This window comes from Egbenema bharatensis FJBBOT/2019, from assembly GCF_048077055.1.
Taxonomy (GTDB): domain Bacteria; phylum Cyanobacteriota; class Cyanobacteriia; order Elainellales; family Elainellaceae; genus Egbenema; species Egbenema bharatensis.
On the sequence record NZ_CP182236.1, the window covers coordinates 1,889,320 to 1,904,485 of the forward strand.

The following is a 15,166-nucleotide window of genomic DNA, read 5'->3' on the forward strand; positions in this document are numbered from 1 at the left end:
TGCAATTATCCCTGATTCTTCCAAACTTTGCAGGAAAAGCCGGATACTCTGCGACAAAAATCTGCCAACTCCATTCACCTCCCGACTCCCGACTCCCGACTCCCGACTCCCCACTTCCCACAAAGCACCGTCGAACTCAGTTCAGGGGCTACTAAGAGCGTGGATCAAACAACCTGTTCACCGTTCTGCTGCTTTGACTGGGCGGGCAAGATGCCCACCCCACAGGAGTTCTAGATTATCAAATTTGTATTCCTAGAGCCAGGCTCAACCTCCGCCGTCGTAGCTAATTTCATTCGATCGATAGGCAGGGGGTTCAACGTGGATCAAAGTGCGTACCGGGCTGAATTTCTCCTCTAGCCTAGTTTCGACTGCCTCTGTAATCTTGTGGGCGGTTTCCACATCGGCCGCATCCACAATCAGGTGCATTTCAATAAAAATTTGCCGACCGAGCAGCCCTCTGGATGCGATCTGATGACAATTCACCACCCCCGGCACCTGCATGACTACGGTATGAATCGCTTCTGGGGCGATCGCCATCTCATCCACCAACCACGGCAAATTTTCCTTAATGACTCGCCAGCCGCTCCACAGCACCATCAGCGCAACGGGAAACGCCAGGGCGATATCCAACCATTGAATATTCCAGAGCCAGATGCCGATTAAGCCTCCAATCACTACGATCGTTGTCCAAATGTCACTCATCGTATGGCGGGCATCCGCAATCAGAATTTGACTACCGATCTTTCGTCCCACCGATCGCTCGTAAAAAGCAACAAAAATATTAATTCCCAGGACAATCAACAGCAGCCATAGCTCAGAACCAGAGATTTGAACGGCACCGCCTCCCTGAATCACCCGTTCGATCGAACTTTCCAAAATCTTGAAACAGGCAATCCCCAAAAATGCGGCAACCCCCAAAGCTCCAATCGCTTCATACTTCTGATGTCCGTAGGGATGATCTCGATCGGGTTGAGGCGAAGCCAAACGATTGGTCAACAAACCCAGAACATTGTTTGCCCCATCCGTGACGCTATGAATTGCATCTGCCACCAGGCTCAATGAACCCGTCCACAGCCCAACCGCCGCTTTCAAACTCATCACAACGAGATTCAAAACCAGCGTAATCAGCAACACTTTACGAACCACTGGCCGCCGATCGATCGCCATTTCCCCTGGTTCCATACCACCAATCAGGACAAGGACCATTATAGGGAAATCACTCTGGGGCAATCATCAACAATTCAAAAGCGCACTGAGGGTTGCCTGCTGCTGCTCCGAAAGGGAATCAAGCCGTACAAGACGATTTAGCCAGGATCGTAGATTCCTTTTCTGCCCCCTCACCGCTACTATGGGTAGCAGAATCACCAGCGTGCATTAATACAACTTATCTAAAATAGTCGTCACATTACAAAAAAAGATGACAGCTTCTCAGATTAGACTTAATCTTTCCGAAGGCTCAGTGATGTTCAACTTCACGCCATCCGCCGCCCGCGATCTGCAAGCGGCCATTTTGGCCTTGATGAATAACCTGAAAGCCGCATCAGCTCAAGGTTCAGGTGGCAGCAGTAAACCTACTCCGCAAAAACCGATGGAGTATCAGTACACAGGAGAGGTCTTTCTAGAAATCTTCTGTAATCCGAATATCTGGTCTTCTCCCTTTGCAGCCAAGGTACTAGTTACCTTAAGGGACGATCGCATTCGCATTAGCACAGAAGCTGAGTTAACCCGCCTGAACGAAGATATTAATCAATACCTGGAGCAGTTTGGCTAGAATCAATCGTTCATATCGTCCATTAAAATATCATTGCTTGCCGTATCTTCCTGAGTTTACCTGTTATGAATCCAGATAGTTTGATTCAAATTGCCCAAAAAGGGCTGCGCGTTACCCTGGGCGCAACCTCGGTTTTGATTGAAACCCTACAGGATCCCCTGCGCCGCGAAGAAACTTTGGCTCGTTTGAGGACAGAATTTGGTCAACTGGCGGAAGAGTGGGAAGTCAAGGGAGAAGTCACCGAACGAGAAGCCCGCGATTTTGTTGATACCGTGATCAATCAACGATTTAATCGCAATACGCCGCCCGCTTCCTCTGCCGGATCAACTCCAGGCACCCCTCCCCCCTATTCGACCACCAGTCCTGTCTCCGCACCGAATGCAACCACTCCGCCCGTTGACGTGCAGCAAGACTTACAGGACTTGACGGAACAACTGGCAGCCATTCGATCGGAGTTGCAAAAATTGCGCGAAGAACAGGGCAATCCTTAGGCTTGTGGATCAAATAACCTGTAATCATTCTGCCTTGTTGACTGGGCGGGCAAGATGCCCACCCCACAAGAATCTCAGATCAGTAAATTTACATTCCTTAAATTTGCATTTCTTAGGTAAGCATACCCAGTCAGCTTGAGCTTAAGCCGAAGTCTTGCCCGCCCAGTCAAAGCAGCAGAACGGTGAACAGGTTATTCAATCCACCATCCTTAGTCGTTTTCCCAGTCTTCTCGTCCCAGCAAATCAGAAATTCGATCGCGCAGCAGAAAGTCATTATCTTCCAAAACAGCTTCCACACAAACCCATTCACGGGCGGGAATGTGCTGACAAAGAACATAGATGGGCTGAGTCCGGCTCACTACACCCTTCTGCACTAACTGCCGTGCTTCGTCTTGGATCAAGTCCATTGAGTACTGTACAGATTGAATCATAACTCACCCTCTTGTTCTGTTTGTAGTGATGAACGGCTAAAAGATAGAAAGTAGATACGCAAGATACGGAGATTAGGCCTTGTCATGAATCTGCGTTATAAATTCGCTGATAACAGATCTAACAATTTCCAATGGCTGTAAATCGGCTGACCTCAAGGCACTAAACTCAAAACTTTAATCAGGTTGACAGACGGAAAGGATCTAACCGTAGATAAACTCGACAGGAAACGGAACAACTTGCTAATTCGGGACAAATTTAGCTTTCTAACGACAAAAGCCAGTGCGAATTGAACAAGAACAACGATGGAACGGGTATAACTGACAAATCCAACCTGGAATACCAGGGTTTGTAGTGAAGTATACTGAATGTTTTCTATTTTCGAGGTAACACCATCAAGATTATATTAATAAACATTACGAAAGTCATCAAGCCTTGACAATTTATTGAAAAAGATTTTGTTGAGGAAGCCTTCAGAAAGTTTGTCGAAAAGCGAGAAAAACTTGAAGGGTCCGCTCTGGCAGGTGTCATGCAGCCGATGCCTGGCTCTCCCTGTTTTGCAGTCTTTGTTACCGTTTCGTGGGATTGCCTTTGAGTATACGATTAGGCTTTAAGCAAAACGGGTGGATTTGAAATGCCTGAAATTGCCCATATCCCAGTCTAGAACCCCTGTGCTTTCCACAATTTTGTCCTGGTACATTCTTTAGAGTTTCTCAAGATCTCTTAGATTTTTCTTAACCAAAGGATTCAAACAGAGAACTGAGACAGACCGGAACAGAGGGAGGGCAAAGCGTAATGAAATTAGGGAAAACCGATCGCACTTGCGAGTCTTCGTTTTAACAGGTGTTTATCATAGGGTAAACCCTACCCATGTTTGCACCGATCGATGTTAAGCCAAATTAAAGACATTGCTGCGACCCTTGCGCCTCGACTGATTGAAATTCGTCGTCATTTCCACAGTCATCCAGAGTTGAGCGGACAGGAGTATCAAACCGCAGCATATGTTGCAGGCGTGCTTTCATCCTGTGGACTGCATGTACAGGAGTTGGTTGGCAAAACGGGGGTCGTCGGTGAATTGCTCGGCAAGAAGGACGATCGCCGCTTACTGGCTATCCGCACCGATATGGATGCCCTGCCGATTCAAGAATTGACGGACTTAGAGTTTGCCTCCCATAAACCTGGCATTATGCACGCCTGCGGTCATGATGTCCATACAACGATCGGTTTGGGGGCGGCAATGGTGTTGTCCCAGCTAGATGAAAACTTGCTGGGAAAAATTCGCTTCCTGTTTCAACCCGCTGAGGAAACGGCCCAGGGAGCCGGTTGGATGATTCGAGATGGAGTCATGGACGGGGTTGATGCCATCCTGGGGGTTCATGTGTTTCCAACCATTCCGGGGGGTTCGATCGGCATTCGCTATGGCGCACTGACAGCCGCCGCCGATGATCTGGAGATTATCGTTGAGGGAGAATCGGGGCATGGCGCACGTCCCCACGAAGCGATCGATGCCATCTGGATTGCCTCCCAGGTCATTACTACCCTTCAGCAAGCCATCAGCCGGACTCAAAACCCCCTCCGTCCAGTCGTGTTGACTATTGGACAAATCCAGGGTGGTCGTGCTCCTAATGTGATTGCCGATCGAGTCCGATTACAGGGAACCGTGCGATCGCTTCATCCTGAAACCAGTGCGGCTCTCCCCACCTGGATCGAAAATATTGTCGCTACGGTATGCCAGACCTACGGAGCCAGACACAAAATTACCTACCGTCGAGGCGTTCCTTCCGTCCAAAATGACCCTACCCTGACGCAACTGATAGAGGAAGCGGCCGAAGAAGCCTGGGGCACAGAGCGGGTACAAATTTTGTTGGAACCCTCACTAGGCGCAGAGGACTTTTCCCTCTATCTCGATCATGCGCCAGGCACTATGTTTCGCTTAGGGGTGGGCTTCCCCGATCAAACCAACTTCCCTCTGCATCATCCCCAATTCCAGGTGAATGAAATATCCATCATCACAGGAGTGGTCACGATGGCATACGCAGTCTATCGGTACTGGCAGATGGAGGGGTAGGAGCGGGGGATGGGGAGTCGGGAGTGGAGAATGAGGCATGGGGAGTAGAGAGTTGCTCAGGAATGCAAATTTGTTAATCTAGAACCCTTGTGGGGTGGGCATCTTGCCCGCCCTTTCCCCTTCTACCTCTTACTCTCTTGTGGGGTAGGTATCTTGCCCGCCTAGTCAGCAAAATAAAACGTTGCACAGGTGATAGAATCCACGCTCCTTAATCTCCCTCAGGCAGCCAAACAACGATCGCCGTTCCTGGAGACGTTGGGGCATTGGATGAGGCGGGAGCCAGCTCAGTCGGCACAAGCTGACAGGTATGCGCCGGACTAAATACTTGAATCTCTCCCTGCATTTGCCGAACCAATTCACGGGCGATCGTTAATCCCAGTCCCGTACCGGGAATGTCGGTGTCTGCTTGCACGCCCCGATAATGCCGTTCAAACAAATGCAGTAAATCTTCCTGGGGAATGCCTGGGCCGGTATCTGCGATAACGATCGCCTGCTGATTGCGCCCCAGATCAGCGTCCAAATTTGGCTCCTGAACCGCTTCTCTGGAGGCATCTTCTGTAGATGGAACGGACTGAACGCCGATGTAAACTTGCCCTCCGGCTGGAGTATATTTAAGGGCATTATCAATCAAATTGTTCAACACTTCTCGCAGGGCCCGAGGGTCTATTTGTATTGGGGGTAGATACTCCGGAATTTCACACCGCAGGGTCAGTTGGCGATCTTGGGCAATCATCACGGCAGAATCGACCAGGGGCAGCAGAATCTCAGAAATAGTCTGCGGCGATCGTTGCAGCGAGGCACCCATCAACAGGGTTGAACCCGGTAGGAGATGCGGGGATTGCGGCCGCTGAGGAGAGGCAGCCGCGTGGAGCGAATCCTGCAGATCGAATTCCTGCCCCGTGAGGTCTGCATCCGCCAATTCTCCATCCTGAATCTCATCTCCCGTCAGCAACCGCCGAAACGCAGCATCATCCAGGTCAATGGTGGCATTAAACTGTTGAAGCAATTCCTGAAGCCGATCGCTCTCTCGTACAATCCCTTCTGCCACGGTGCGATTGGTGTCACTGGGATTCAGCCGTTTGACCAACAACTTACCAAAGGTTCGCAGGGCGGTTAAAGGATTGCGAAACTGATGCAACAAGTCATCCAGCAGTTCATGCCGTTGCTCCCGCAGGAGTCGCTGCTGATGTAAATCCTGAGCGACCCACTGCGATCGCTGGTCAAGAATACAGGAAATAGCCATCGTTTCAGCGATTTTTTCAATTTGTTCCCGTTCAAAGTCAGTCCAGGCACGATCGGCTCTAGCCGTCACAAGCAGACCCATGACCACCTCTTGATACATTAGGGGCAAAACCAGTTGCTGCTGACGCAATAGAGCTGTTTCTGCTGCCTCTAAAGGGGAAGCCCCCTCCGCATCACTGGCAGGATTCGGCATGGATGCAAGGAGTGAGTGCTCACTTTCGGAGTTATCAGAAGCCAGGAGCCGTTGAGTAGAACCATTTCCGCGTCGCCCCTGAGCCAGCAAAGCAAAAACCCGATCGTCATTCCAGTGGGAAACGGAGTCTGGATAAGCCGCGATCGGCACTAGCTTGGTGTCGGAAACCTCGGTCAGCTCTTCAGTCAAATAAACAATGCTAAGAACTGCCCCCAGCCCATCGGTCAGGAGTGCCACCTGTGCTTGACAGAGGGCAATGAATTCAGAACTGGCGGGCATCAACATGAATCTGAACCTGTCTGCACAACCGAATGCTAGGAAATCGCTCACTCAAACCAACTGTACAAGAATCAGAAAAATCGATGGACTGACAGCGGATCAAACGTGGTAGATCAGGCGAGCGCACTATTCCCAATGAAATACTTCTACTGAATCGATCCTGCCACTCCCTGCGATCGCTCAAACTTTCCTTAAATTCCTAAAGCTTTGCGAACCCTTTCGTAACATTCCTTAACACCCAAAGCACAATGTGGGATTTACTGCTTAACCTAACCCAATGCCTCTGCTATTCTATAGATTGAACCTACTCATGATACACGGCCTTCCACTCACAAGGGGATTGTGCAGGTTTGAGAACGGTAGATGAGACAAAAACTTAAAGTTATCGTCGATCACCTTAAGATTTTGTTTCAATTGTTTAAAGGAAGTTGAAATTCCAATTTCAAGCCGATATACTTTGCAGGGTCTTAGTATTTTGTAACCACAGCTACATTAGCTAACGTTACTTAGGTTTAGTCGAGATTCGTCGTCGAGAGAAGAGAGGAGGTAATAAGGTTGGCACGAAGACGCAAACGCAAGAGCCGTCGTCGCTTAGAAGGACGCAGGATTCTGGAGATGGTTCCTCAGTATAGCATTGAGAGTGGCGAGGATAAGCCTGTCACCGCTGCTCGCAAGTTTATTCAAGCTGAGGGAATTCTGCCACCCGCCTTGTTGTTAGTCAAGCGAAACGAGCATACTACAGATCGGTACTTCTGGGCAGAGAAAGGTCTGTTCGGAGCACAGTACGTTGAAGAAAATCACTTCCTTTTCCCCAGTTTGCGCGTCATGGAAGAGGATGTTGAAGCTCTGGCTGTTGGAGCAAAGCGTTAGTATCCATAGTACTGATGCTGGAAGGAGTCAAGAGAATCTGAGGTCTAGTCACGGGGAAAGCGTCCTGCAAAGCAGTTTGTTCTACAGAGTTAGTTTTGCAGAATTGGTTTTGCAGAGATCGATCGCCACAACCATTGATTCGACAAAGCAGTTCTTCTCTCGATTCTTCAGTTTCCTTTATCACCCAATGGCGATGCAATAAGGTCAGGTCTAGTCTGGTTTCAGCCAGCAGGCTAGCTGACAACATAAAGCGGGATCAGGTCAATGATCCCGCTTTTCAATGAGGATATGCAGTTCTCCTGAAATGATGGTGGCAGTCATAGTGCAGGCTTCCAGCCCGGGCGGACAAGATGCCTGCGCTACAAAGCAGCCAATTCCAACAGTTAAATTTAGCCCAGGGCAACCTTAACAACCTTGTTCTTCTCTGCTGCCACCCTCGGCAAGGTTAAGCGAAGAATTCCATCCTTATATGCAGCTTCCACCCTGTCATTTTGCACCCGTGCAGGCAGGGGAATCACTCGCTGAAATGTTCCGTATCGGAACTCTGAACGAACCACTCCATCCTGCTCAGTCCGTTCAGACGCTTGACGAGTCCCGCTGACTGAAACAGCTTCCGCCATCACTTGAACATCCAGATCCTTAGCCTCCATTCCCGGCAATTCAACACTCAAGTAGATTGCCTCAGGCGTTTCATGCAGTTCAGCTGCTGGAACGAAAGATAGCCGCTCCGCTGTGCCATTAGAACGCTTACTGACCGTTGGAGACAACGCATCAAACAGTTGGTTCATTTCCTGTTGCAAGTTTTCGATCTCACGGAAGGGTGCCCAATGTACGATCGCCATAGATCATTTCTCCCAATTAATAATCAATAGCTGAACAATTTGTCGTTTCTCTGTCTCTCCGGAATTCAAAGCCTTTCGTCCTTTGTTTTCCTTAATTCCACTGTAGCGATCGGTTAAATTGACCGGGTTCGGTTGTTCAGAAAGCCAATCGTCGCAATTCCCACACCTGCCTTAAATACAGAAGCAAATACGCAAAAAGTCAGCCCCATCAGCTAACCAAACGGTTGAGTGAATGAGGCTGGAGACGCAGTTAGGAGGTATCTGCTTATAAGAGTAAAGGGATAAACTCAATTTAGTTCCCCTTTTAATAAGTTCTTAAGGGATCTGCAATAAAATGGCATTTCCATCTTTGAGGAAATCTGCTGTCAGGGTGTCCGGTGGTTGTGAAGGTGTCCGGTTGTGAAGGTGTCCGGTTGTGAGGGTGTCCGGTTGTGAGGGCACACAGATATGAGGGCGCACAGCAGTGCAGCCCCTACGGGGGAATCGCCCACCTAATCTGGCTCCCGCTTATGTCTTCGAGGATTGGCTCGATCGCCTTTTGCCGCCTGAGCTTGATACCAGCGTCGCCATTCTGCTGAACTGCGAATCGTTAACCAGAGGAGGAGGAGGGCAATCACCCCCCCCTGTTGAGGCGCATCAAACGCCAGGAGTACCAGCGATACACAAAGAAAATCCTGGACAAAGACTACCCAGAGCGGTAATCCTCGTAACCGATAAAACCAGCCCACCTGCACCAGTTGCAGCACCAGAGCGAGTAAACCACCGACAATACCCAAAATCCAGCTCATCCAGACTTCCATTTGGGCAGTACGGGCGACTGTGATCCCAACGATCGCCCCTACAATAGGACTTCCAATCAGTTGAATGATTTGCAAAAATCTTTGGCCCAGACGTTCTTTGGTGAGAAACAATTCCACTAACGACCAGCTCACCAGAACTCCCAGCACCACCTGGGGATGAAATTGGGAAAGGATCGGCACATTAGCCCAGAGGTCATCGCTATACAGCAAGCCAATCAACAACAAGGGCAGGGCAATCCGCAACCCTGCCGCTGCAGATAAGGAAAGAGCGGCCAACACCTCAATCATTGTCTAATGACTCGCCGTAACAAATTAAGTTGCGCTTCAGTGCCTATCCAAAAACTCGCTAGAATTTTTGGAAGCCAAAACCCCCTGACGGGGTTTGTGGATAGGGTTTAAATACCATTTAGCAACGCTCGATTCCGTTCCAAGCTTAGCCAATCTCTGATTCTGGCGCAGTAATCATCACCGGATCTTGATAGAGCGGCACAGTAAAGGTCACCGTTGAACCCAGCCCTTCTCCCATACTAAAGAAATTTACAACACCTCCCATCGCCTCTACTAGCTTTTGGGAAATAGTCAGCCCTAATCCTGTGCCACCATACTGTCGTGTCCGCGAACCATCAATTTGGCTAAAGGACTGGAACAGCTTATCCTGCTTCTCCAGAGAGACACCAATACCCGTATCAGCGACGCTAATTTTAACCATCCCTGGCTTTTCTTCATCCTGATCGATCGCTGTTTTAGGCAAAATTTCAGCCGTAATCACGACTTCGCCCTCATGGGTGAACTTAATTGCATTGCTAACTAAATTCAGCATCACCTGCAACAGCCGCTGATAGTTGCCATTGATCACTACCTCATCACGGGTGGCAGGAACTCGAATTTCAAAGGCCAGATTCTTCTGCTGCGCCTGGGGACGGGTGAAGTTTTCCACGGCACTCACCAAATCATCCAGCCGAATCGGGTTGAGTTCGAGCTGCATCTTACCCGCCTCAATTTTGGCGATATCCAGGATGTCGTTGATGATGTTGAGCAGATGAATGGCAGAGTGATGCGCCTCTTCGATGAACTGCTTTTGCTCTTCCGGGTCATCCGCCATACCATCCAGAATCAGCTTCAAAAAGCCAATCATCCCATTCAAGGGCGTACGGAGTTCGTGGGAGGTGTTGGCCAAAAACTCGCTCTTACGGCGGGAAGCATCCTCCGCTTGCAGACGGGCCTCTTCTAATTCCTTGTGCTGCTGCACTAAACTCTCATTTGCCTGCTGTAGCTCTGAAGCCAGGGTGCGGGTTTCCTCCAACAGCATGGAATAGGCCACCCCAGTACCCACCTGATCGGCAATTTCCATCAGCAGATCAATCTCGATGTCATTCCACAGGCGCGATCGATCTAACTGGTGCAGCACAATCAACCCATTCGGCTGATCTTTGTAGGTTGTGACAATCACCAATACTGAGAGGGGCGGTTCATCTGGGTCAGTTTCGATCGCATCCAGAGCGATCGGTCTTAAGGTCTCCAATGCCTGTTTCAGATACGGCGTTTCCTCCAGACCCAATTTCGTACCAATGAGAGATTTCAATGGCGGTTGGCGGTACTCTGCCACAACCTTGAGCAAAGTATCATCCGGCTGGTAAGGACAAATAAAACAGCGGCTCAATCCCAACGACTCACCCAATCCATCCACCGTCTTCTGCCAGATAGTTTCCAGATCCAAACTGCGGCGAATATCCCAAACAACCTGCGTCAGACGCTTCTGAGGATCCGTAGAGTGCCCTCCAGACAAGTAGGTTTTGGGATGCATTGCCAACCTGGACACGTCCAGGGCCTGTTCTCTGGAAGCAGCATAGAGCAATTGCCCAGTCACAACAGCCGTCGTTGCAGTGCCGTGGGGCATCAAAATGGGGCTAACCGTCAGGTCAAATACAAAGTGGCGATCGTCGAAGGCAAAGGCGTATTCAAACTGCACTGGAATCAGAGAGTCAACCACCTGACGAACCCGCTCCAGGTATTGTGTAAACAGAACAGGAACAAACACCTGGTTCATGGGCTTGCCGATCAGTTGTTCTAACCGCAATCCATACGCTTCTGCTTCCCGCCAATAGAAAGACAAATAATGCCCCACCCCATCCTGGATGAAGGCCAAATCTCGCCCTGGAAATGATAAGAAGCTATCAAACCGCGAGGTGGATGCCGAAGTTGGCTCAGTTGTGGACAGTGGGAGATCGCTAGGCACAGTCATCAGCTTAAAACTGCAAACTGCAAATGGAAAAATTGACGTTCCATAATCTGATGGTTTCAGATCAGTAAAAGCAGATGCAATGAGTATGGACTTTTGCTCTAAGAGCATAGGCTTACTACGGCCTATGTCTAGGTTAAGTCATTAAACCCAGAATTCCCGTTTTTCTACGATAGACAGACAGTTCTTGAGAAAAAGTATCGTAGAGTGCTGGAAGACTCAATCATAAGAATCTTTAAGCTATCTGCAACGGCTGCATCATGCCTCTGGACTAATCATTCCACTCTCCCTTCGGAGGAACCGGAGGATTTGGCCGTAAGGTACGAGTCACATCGTCATCTCGACGACTCCCGCCGCCCAACCATTGCCGGACTGCCACCTCGATCACCTTACTCGGATCACTGGTTAAATGGCGGATTTGCTCTAGTAACTCCGCATCGATCTGAATGGAAAGGTCTACTTTACCGGGCTTCGGCTGAACACCAGGATCGCTCATAGGGTTTTCATATTCTCCAAAATTGCTAAGTCCATTAAACATCATTGACCTTGTCGTAGGGTAGGGAGTGGGCGGATGAGCGAGTGGTCATTTCCGTGACGCAGGCAGCTTCTCGGTCTGCAAAACGATAAGAGCCTGAAAAACGCTTGCTGGGTGTTGATCTGGGGAGGCAACGATCAGGGATCGCCTCTATAAAGTGTAGTGAGTCTATAAAAATAGTGAGTCTGTAAGTCCGCTGCAACTTACTCCATAATTGAAATTGAAATTGATGAACCTCTCCCAGGATGTTTGAATCGTGGTCTGGGGTGTCTTTAGACCCGTTGATCCCCCCAACCCCTTAAAAAATGAGAATTAAAACTCAAAGCCCCCTGATTCAGCTACCGTGTACACAGATCTTGACTGAGAGGCTCAAACCCTGATAGATCCCCCTAAATCCCCCTTAAAAAGGGGGACTTCTAATCCGGTTCACTCCTTTTTAAGGAGGGTTAGGGAGGATCAAACCCAGTCGTGGCTAGAGCAGATGACTTGTGTGTACACCGTAGCTGATTAAGGGAGATTTGGGTGATCTAAACCGTTCCCCAACCTCGATCTTCAATCCCTGGCTCCTGACTACCATCGACAAAACGATTACAATACATTAAGCATCTTCACGGCTGCCTATTTCCTCAAAAATATATGACTGACGTACCTGTCTCTCGCATTCGCAACTTTTCCATCATTGCTCACATTGATCACGGTAAATCGACCCTGGCCGATCGCCTGTTGCAGGTGACGGGGACGGTGAGTTCGCGTGAGATGAAAGAGCAGTTCCTGGACTCAATGGACTTGGAGCGGGAACGGGGTATTACGATTAAGCTCCAGGCGGCTCGGATGAACTACACCGCCAAGGATGGGCAGCAGTATGTCCTGAATTTGATTGATACACCAGGTCATGTGGACTTTTCCTATGAGGTGTCTCGATCGCTGGCTGCCTGTGAGGGTGCGTTGCTGGTGGTGGATGCATCTCAGGGAGTGGAGGCCCAAACCCTGGCAAATGTGTACCTGGCGATCGAAAATAACCTGGAAATCATTCCCGTTCTGAACAAAATTGACCTTCCGGGCGCAGAACCCGATCGGGTGAAGTCGGAAATTGAAGAGATTGTGGGGCTGGATTGCAGTGGTGCAGTGCTGGCTTCCGCAAAGGAAGGAATTGGGATTGATGAGATTTTAGAGTCGATCGTCTACCTGGTGCCGCCGCCCCAGGATACGGTGGATCAACCGCTGCGAGCTTTAATTTTTGATAGCTACTACGATCCGTACCGGGGTGTGATCGTCTATTTCCGGGTGATGGATGGCACGGTGCGGAAGGGCGATCGAGTGCGGTTGATGGCATCGGGGAAAGAGTACGAGATTGATGAATTGGGGGTTCTCTCTCCAACGCAAATTAAAGTGGATGAACTCCATGCCGGAGAGGTGGGCTACTTTGCAGCGGCAATTAAGGCAGTCGAAGATGCGCGGGTGGGCGACACCATTACCCTGGCAGCTAAACCGGCTCCTAAACCCTTACCGGGATACACGGAAGCCAAACCGATGGTGTTCTGTGGGCTGTTCCCCACCGATGCCGATCAGTTTGAAGATCTGCGGGAAGCCCTGGAAAAACTCCGCCTGAATGATGCGGCCTTGCAGTACGAGCCAGAAACCTCCAGCGCGATGGGGTTTGGTTTCCGGTGCGGCTTTTTGGGACTGCTGCACATGGAAATTGTTCAGGAGCGGCTGGAACGGGAGTACAACCTGGACTTGATCACAACGGCTCCCTCGGTGGTCTACCGCGTCACTAAAATTGATGGGGAAGTGCTGCTGGTGGACAATCCCAGTCTGCTGCCAGATCCACAGCACCGTGAAAAAATTGAGGAACCCTACGTTCAGGTGGATATGATTACACCGGAGGAGTTCGTGGGGCCGTTGATGGAACTGAGCCAGAGTCGGCGGGGCATCTTCAAGGACATGAAGTACCTGACTCTGGGTCGAACCACCCTTTCCTACGAGATTCCCTTAGCTGAAGTGGTCACTGACTTTTTCGATCAGATGAAGTCTCGATCGCGCGGCTATGCCAGCATGGAGTACCACCTGATTGGCTACCGGGAAGATGTGCTGGTGCGGTTGGATGTATTGATCAATGGCGAACGGGTGGATCCTTTAGCTACGATCGTCCATCGGGATAAGGCCTATTACGTCGGTAAAGCATTAGTAGAAAAATTAAAGGAACTGATCCCGCGCCATCAGTTCAAAATTCCAGTCCAGGCTTCGATCGGCAGTCGGGTGGTGGCCAGTGAGCATATTCCTGCCCTCCGGAAAGACGTGTTGGCCAAGTGCTATGGCGGTGACATTTCCCGGAAGAAGAAACTGCTGGCCAAACAGGCCAAGGGTAAGAAGCGGCTGAAGTCGATCGGGACGGTGGATGTGCCGCAGGAAGCGTTTATGGCAGTGTTGAAGCTTTGATGCCCTTTTGGGGGATGTCTTCCCCGATGATGTCTTCCTTGAGGATCGTGGATAATAATCTGTCAATCGTTCTGCCTGTTTGACTGGGCGGGCAAGATGCCCACCCCACAAGAATTTCAGATTATTCCAGCAAATCCGGCTGTAACCGCACCATCTTGTCATACAACGACTGGAAGCAGAACCAGCCCATGTAAGGCGATCCGACCTGAGTAAAAGTCAATCGTGCCGTTTCGGGATCGATCGCCACAGGTTTTCCCACTGCTTCCGCCGCAAGCTGGGCCTGACACGATCGATCCATGGCAATAAACCACCAGGCGGACTCATCCACGGTCTGACCCACCGTCAGCAACCCATGATTTCTGAGGATGACCGCCTTGCGATCGCCCAATGCTGCCCCAATCCGCTGACCCTCCTCCGTCGAAAGCACCACCCCGGTATAGTCATCAAACACCGCATGGTCTTCATAAAACGAGCAGGCATCCTGAGTGATCGGATCTAGCAATCGTCCGAGGGTTGACCAGGCTTTGCCATAGAGGGAATGGGCATGGGCTGCTGCCACAATATCGGGACGAGCTAAGTGAATCTGAGAATGAATCGCAAACGCTGCGGCATTAACCGGACGATCGCCCTCTACCACTTCTCCCTTGTGATTCACCAGGAGTAAATCCGAGACGCGGATGTGCCCAAAATAAACTCCGAACGGATTCACCCAAAAATGATCCGTTAATTCTGGATCGCGGGCTGTAATGTGTCCTGCTACACCTTCATCAAACCCATAGTGGGCAAAAAGCCGGAGAGCCGCCGCTAACCGCTGTTTGCGATGGAGCCGTTCCTGATCGATGCGGTCAAAGGTAGGCGGTTGGGGCAGACTGGGCTGAACCAAAGGTAAAGTCGATGGATTCATAGGTCATATCCTACAGCGCAGGGACGTTAGCAAAGAAAAGAGCTGAAAGAGCTTATTACGGCTT

General features: G+C 50.1%; 13 protein-coding genes. 5 read left to right on the forward strand and 8 right to left on the reverse strand.

The features are described from left to right. Window positions 1–264: 264 nt before the first annotated feature. A complete protein-coding gene (locus ACM1PF_RS08825) occupies window positions 265–1,167 on the reverse strand; it encodes a cation diffusion facilitator family transporter (protein ID WP_416676600.1) in 903 nt (300 codons plus the stop codon). A gap of 250 nt (window positions 1,168–1,417) precedes the next feature. Between ACM1PF_RS08825 and ACM1PF_RS08830 the strand changes: the two genes are divergently transcribed. After that, entirely contained in the window at window positions 1,418–1,771 is a 354-nt protein-coding gene (locus ACM1PF_RS08830) for a hypothetical protein (RefSeq protein ID WP_416674073.1), read from the forward strand. A 65-nt stretch (window positions 1,772–1,836) separates the two neighbouring features. Further along, window positions 1,837–2,262 (forward strand): hypothetical protein, encoded by a 426-nt coding sequence (locus tag ACM1PF_RS08835; protein WP_416674074.1) that lies wholly within the window; start codon window positions 1,837–1,839, stop codon window positions 2,260–2,262. 209 nt (window positions 2,263–2,471) lie between these two features. Here the strand turns inward: ACM1PF_RS08835 and ACM1PF_RS08840 are convergent, their stop codons facing one another. After that, window positions 2,472–2,693: a DUF4327 family protein gene (locus tag ACM1PF_RS08840; RefSeq protein ID WP_416674076.1), complete on the reverse strand. Its 222-nt coding sequence runs from the start codon at window positions 2,691–2,693 to the stop codon at window positions 2,472–2,474. Window positions 2,694–3,577: 884 nt separating this feature from the next. Between ACM1PF_RS08840 and ACM1PF_RS08845 the strand changes: the two genes are divergently transcribed. Beyond that, window positions 3,578–4,759, forward strand: coding sequence for a M20 family metallopeptidase (locus tag ACM1PF_RS08845; RefSeq protein WP_416674078.1), 1,182 nt, complete (start codon window positions 3,578–3,580; stop codon window positions 4,757–4,759). Between the two features lie 208 nt (window positions 4,760–4,967). Here the strand turns inward: ACM1PF_RS08845 and ACM1PF_RS08850 are convergent, their stop codons facing one another. Next, the gene (locus tag ACM1PF_RS08850) at window positions 4,968–6,473 is read right to left on the reverse strand and encodes a sensor histidine kinase (RefSeq protein WP_416674080.1); all 1,506 of its coding nucleotides are present in this window, start codon (window positions 6,471–6,473) and stop codon (window positions 4,968–4,970) included. 555 nt (window positions 6,474–7,028) lie between these two features. Between ACM1PF_RS08850 and ACM1PF_RS08855 the strand changes: the two genes are divergently transcribed. Then, a complete protein-coding gene (locus ACM1PF_RS08855; protein WP_416674081.1) occupies window positions 7,029–7,343 on the forward strand; it encodes a DUF3155 domain-containing protein in 315 nt (104 codons plus the stop codon). 389 nt (window positions 7,344–7,732) lie between these two features. Here ACM1PF_RS08855 and ACM1PF_RS08860 read toward each other — a convergent pair whose 3' ends face one another. The 4 genes from ACM1PF_RS08860 to ACM1PF_RS08875 all read right to left on the reverse strand — a co-directional run bounded on the left by ACM1PF_RS08860 (window position 7,733) and on the right by ACM1PF_RS08875 (window position 11,720). Continuing rightward, window positions 7,733–8,185 carry an Hsp20/alpha crystallin family protein gene (locus ACM1PF_RS08860; RefSeq protein ID WP_416674082.1) on the reverse strand — a complete coding sequence of 151 codons (453 nt, stop codon included), beginning with the start codon at window positions 8,183–8,185 and terminating at the stop codon, window positions 7,733–7,735. A 491-nt stretch (window positions 8,186–8,676) separates the two neighbouring features. Further along, the gene (locus ACM1PF_RS08865) at window positions 8,677–9,273 is read right to left on the reverse strand and encodes a DUF4126 domain-containing protein (protein ID WP_416674084.1); all 597 of its coding nucleotides are present in this window, start codon (window positions 9,271–9,273) and stop codon (window positions 8,677–8,679) included. Window positions 9,274–9,418: 145 nt separating this feature from the next. After that, window positions 9,419–11,227: an ATP-binding protein gene (locus tag ACM1PF_RS08870; RefSeq protein ID WP_416674086.1), complete on the reverse strand. Its 1,809-nt coding sequence runs from the start codon at window positions 11,225–11,227 to the stop codon at window positions 9,419–9,421. 268 nt (window positions 11,228–11,495) lie between these two features. Then, window positions 11,496–11,720: a hypothetical protein gene (locus ACM1PF_RS08875; RefSeq protein WP_416674088.1), complete on the reverse strand. Its 225-nt coding sequence runs from the start codon at window positions 11,718–11,720 to the stop codon at window positions 11,496–11,498. 675 nt (window positions 11,721–12,395) lie between these two features. Between ACM1PF_RS08875 and lepA the strand changes: the two genes are divergently transcribed. Then, complete coding sequence (gene lepA / locus ACM1PF_RS08880) at window positions 12,396–14,198, forward strand: translation elongation factor 4 (protein WP_416674090.1); 1,803 nt, start codon at window positions 12,396–12,398, stop codon at window positions 14,196–14,198. Window positions 14,199–14,319: 121 nt separating this feature from the next. Here the strand turns inward: lepA and ACM1PF_RS08885 are convergent, their stop codons facing one another. Further along, the gene (locus ACM1PF_RS08885; RefSeq protein WP_416674091.1) at window positions 14,320–15,102 is read right to left on the reverse strand and encodes a class II aldolase/adducin family protein; all 783 of its coding nucleotides are present in this window, start codon (window positions 15,100–15,102) and stop codon (window positions 14,320–14,322) included. Between the last annotated feature and the right edge of the window lie 64 nt (window positions 15,103–15,166).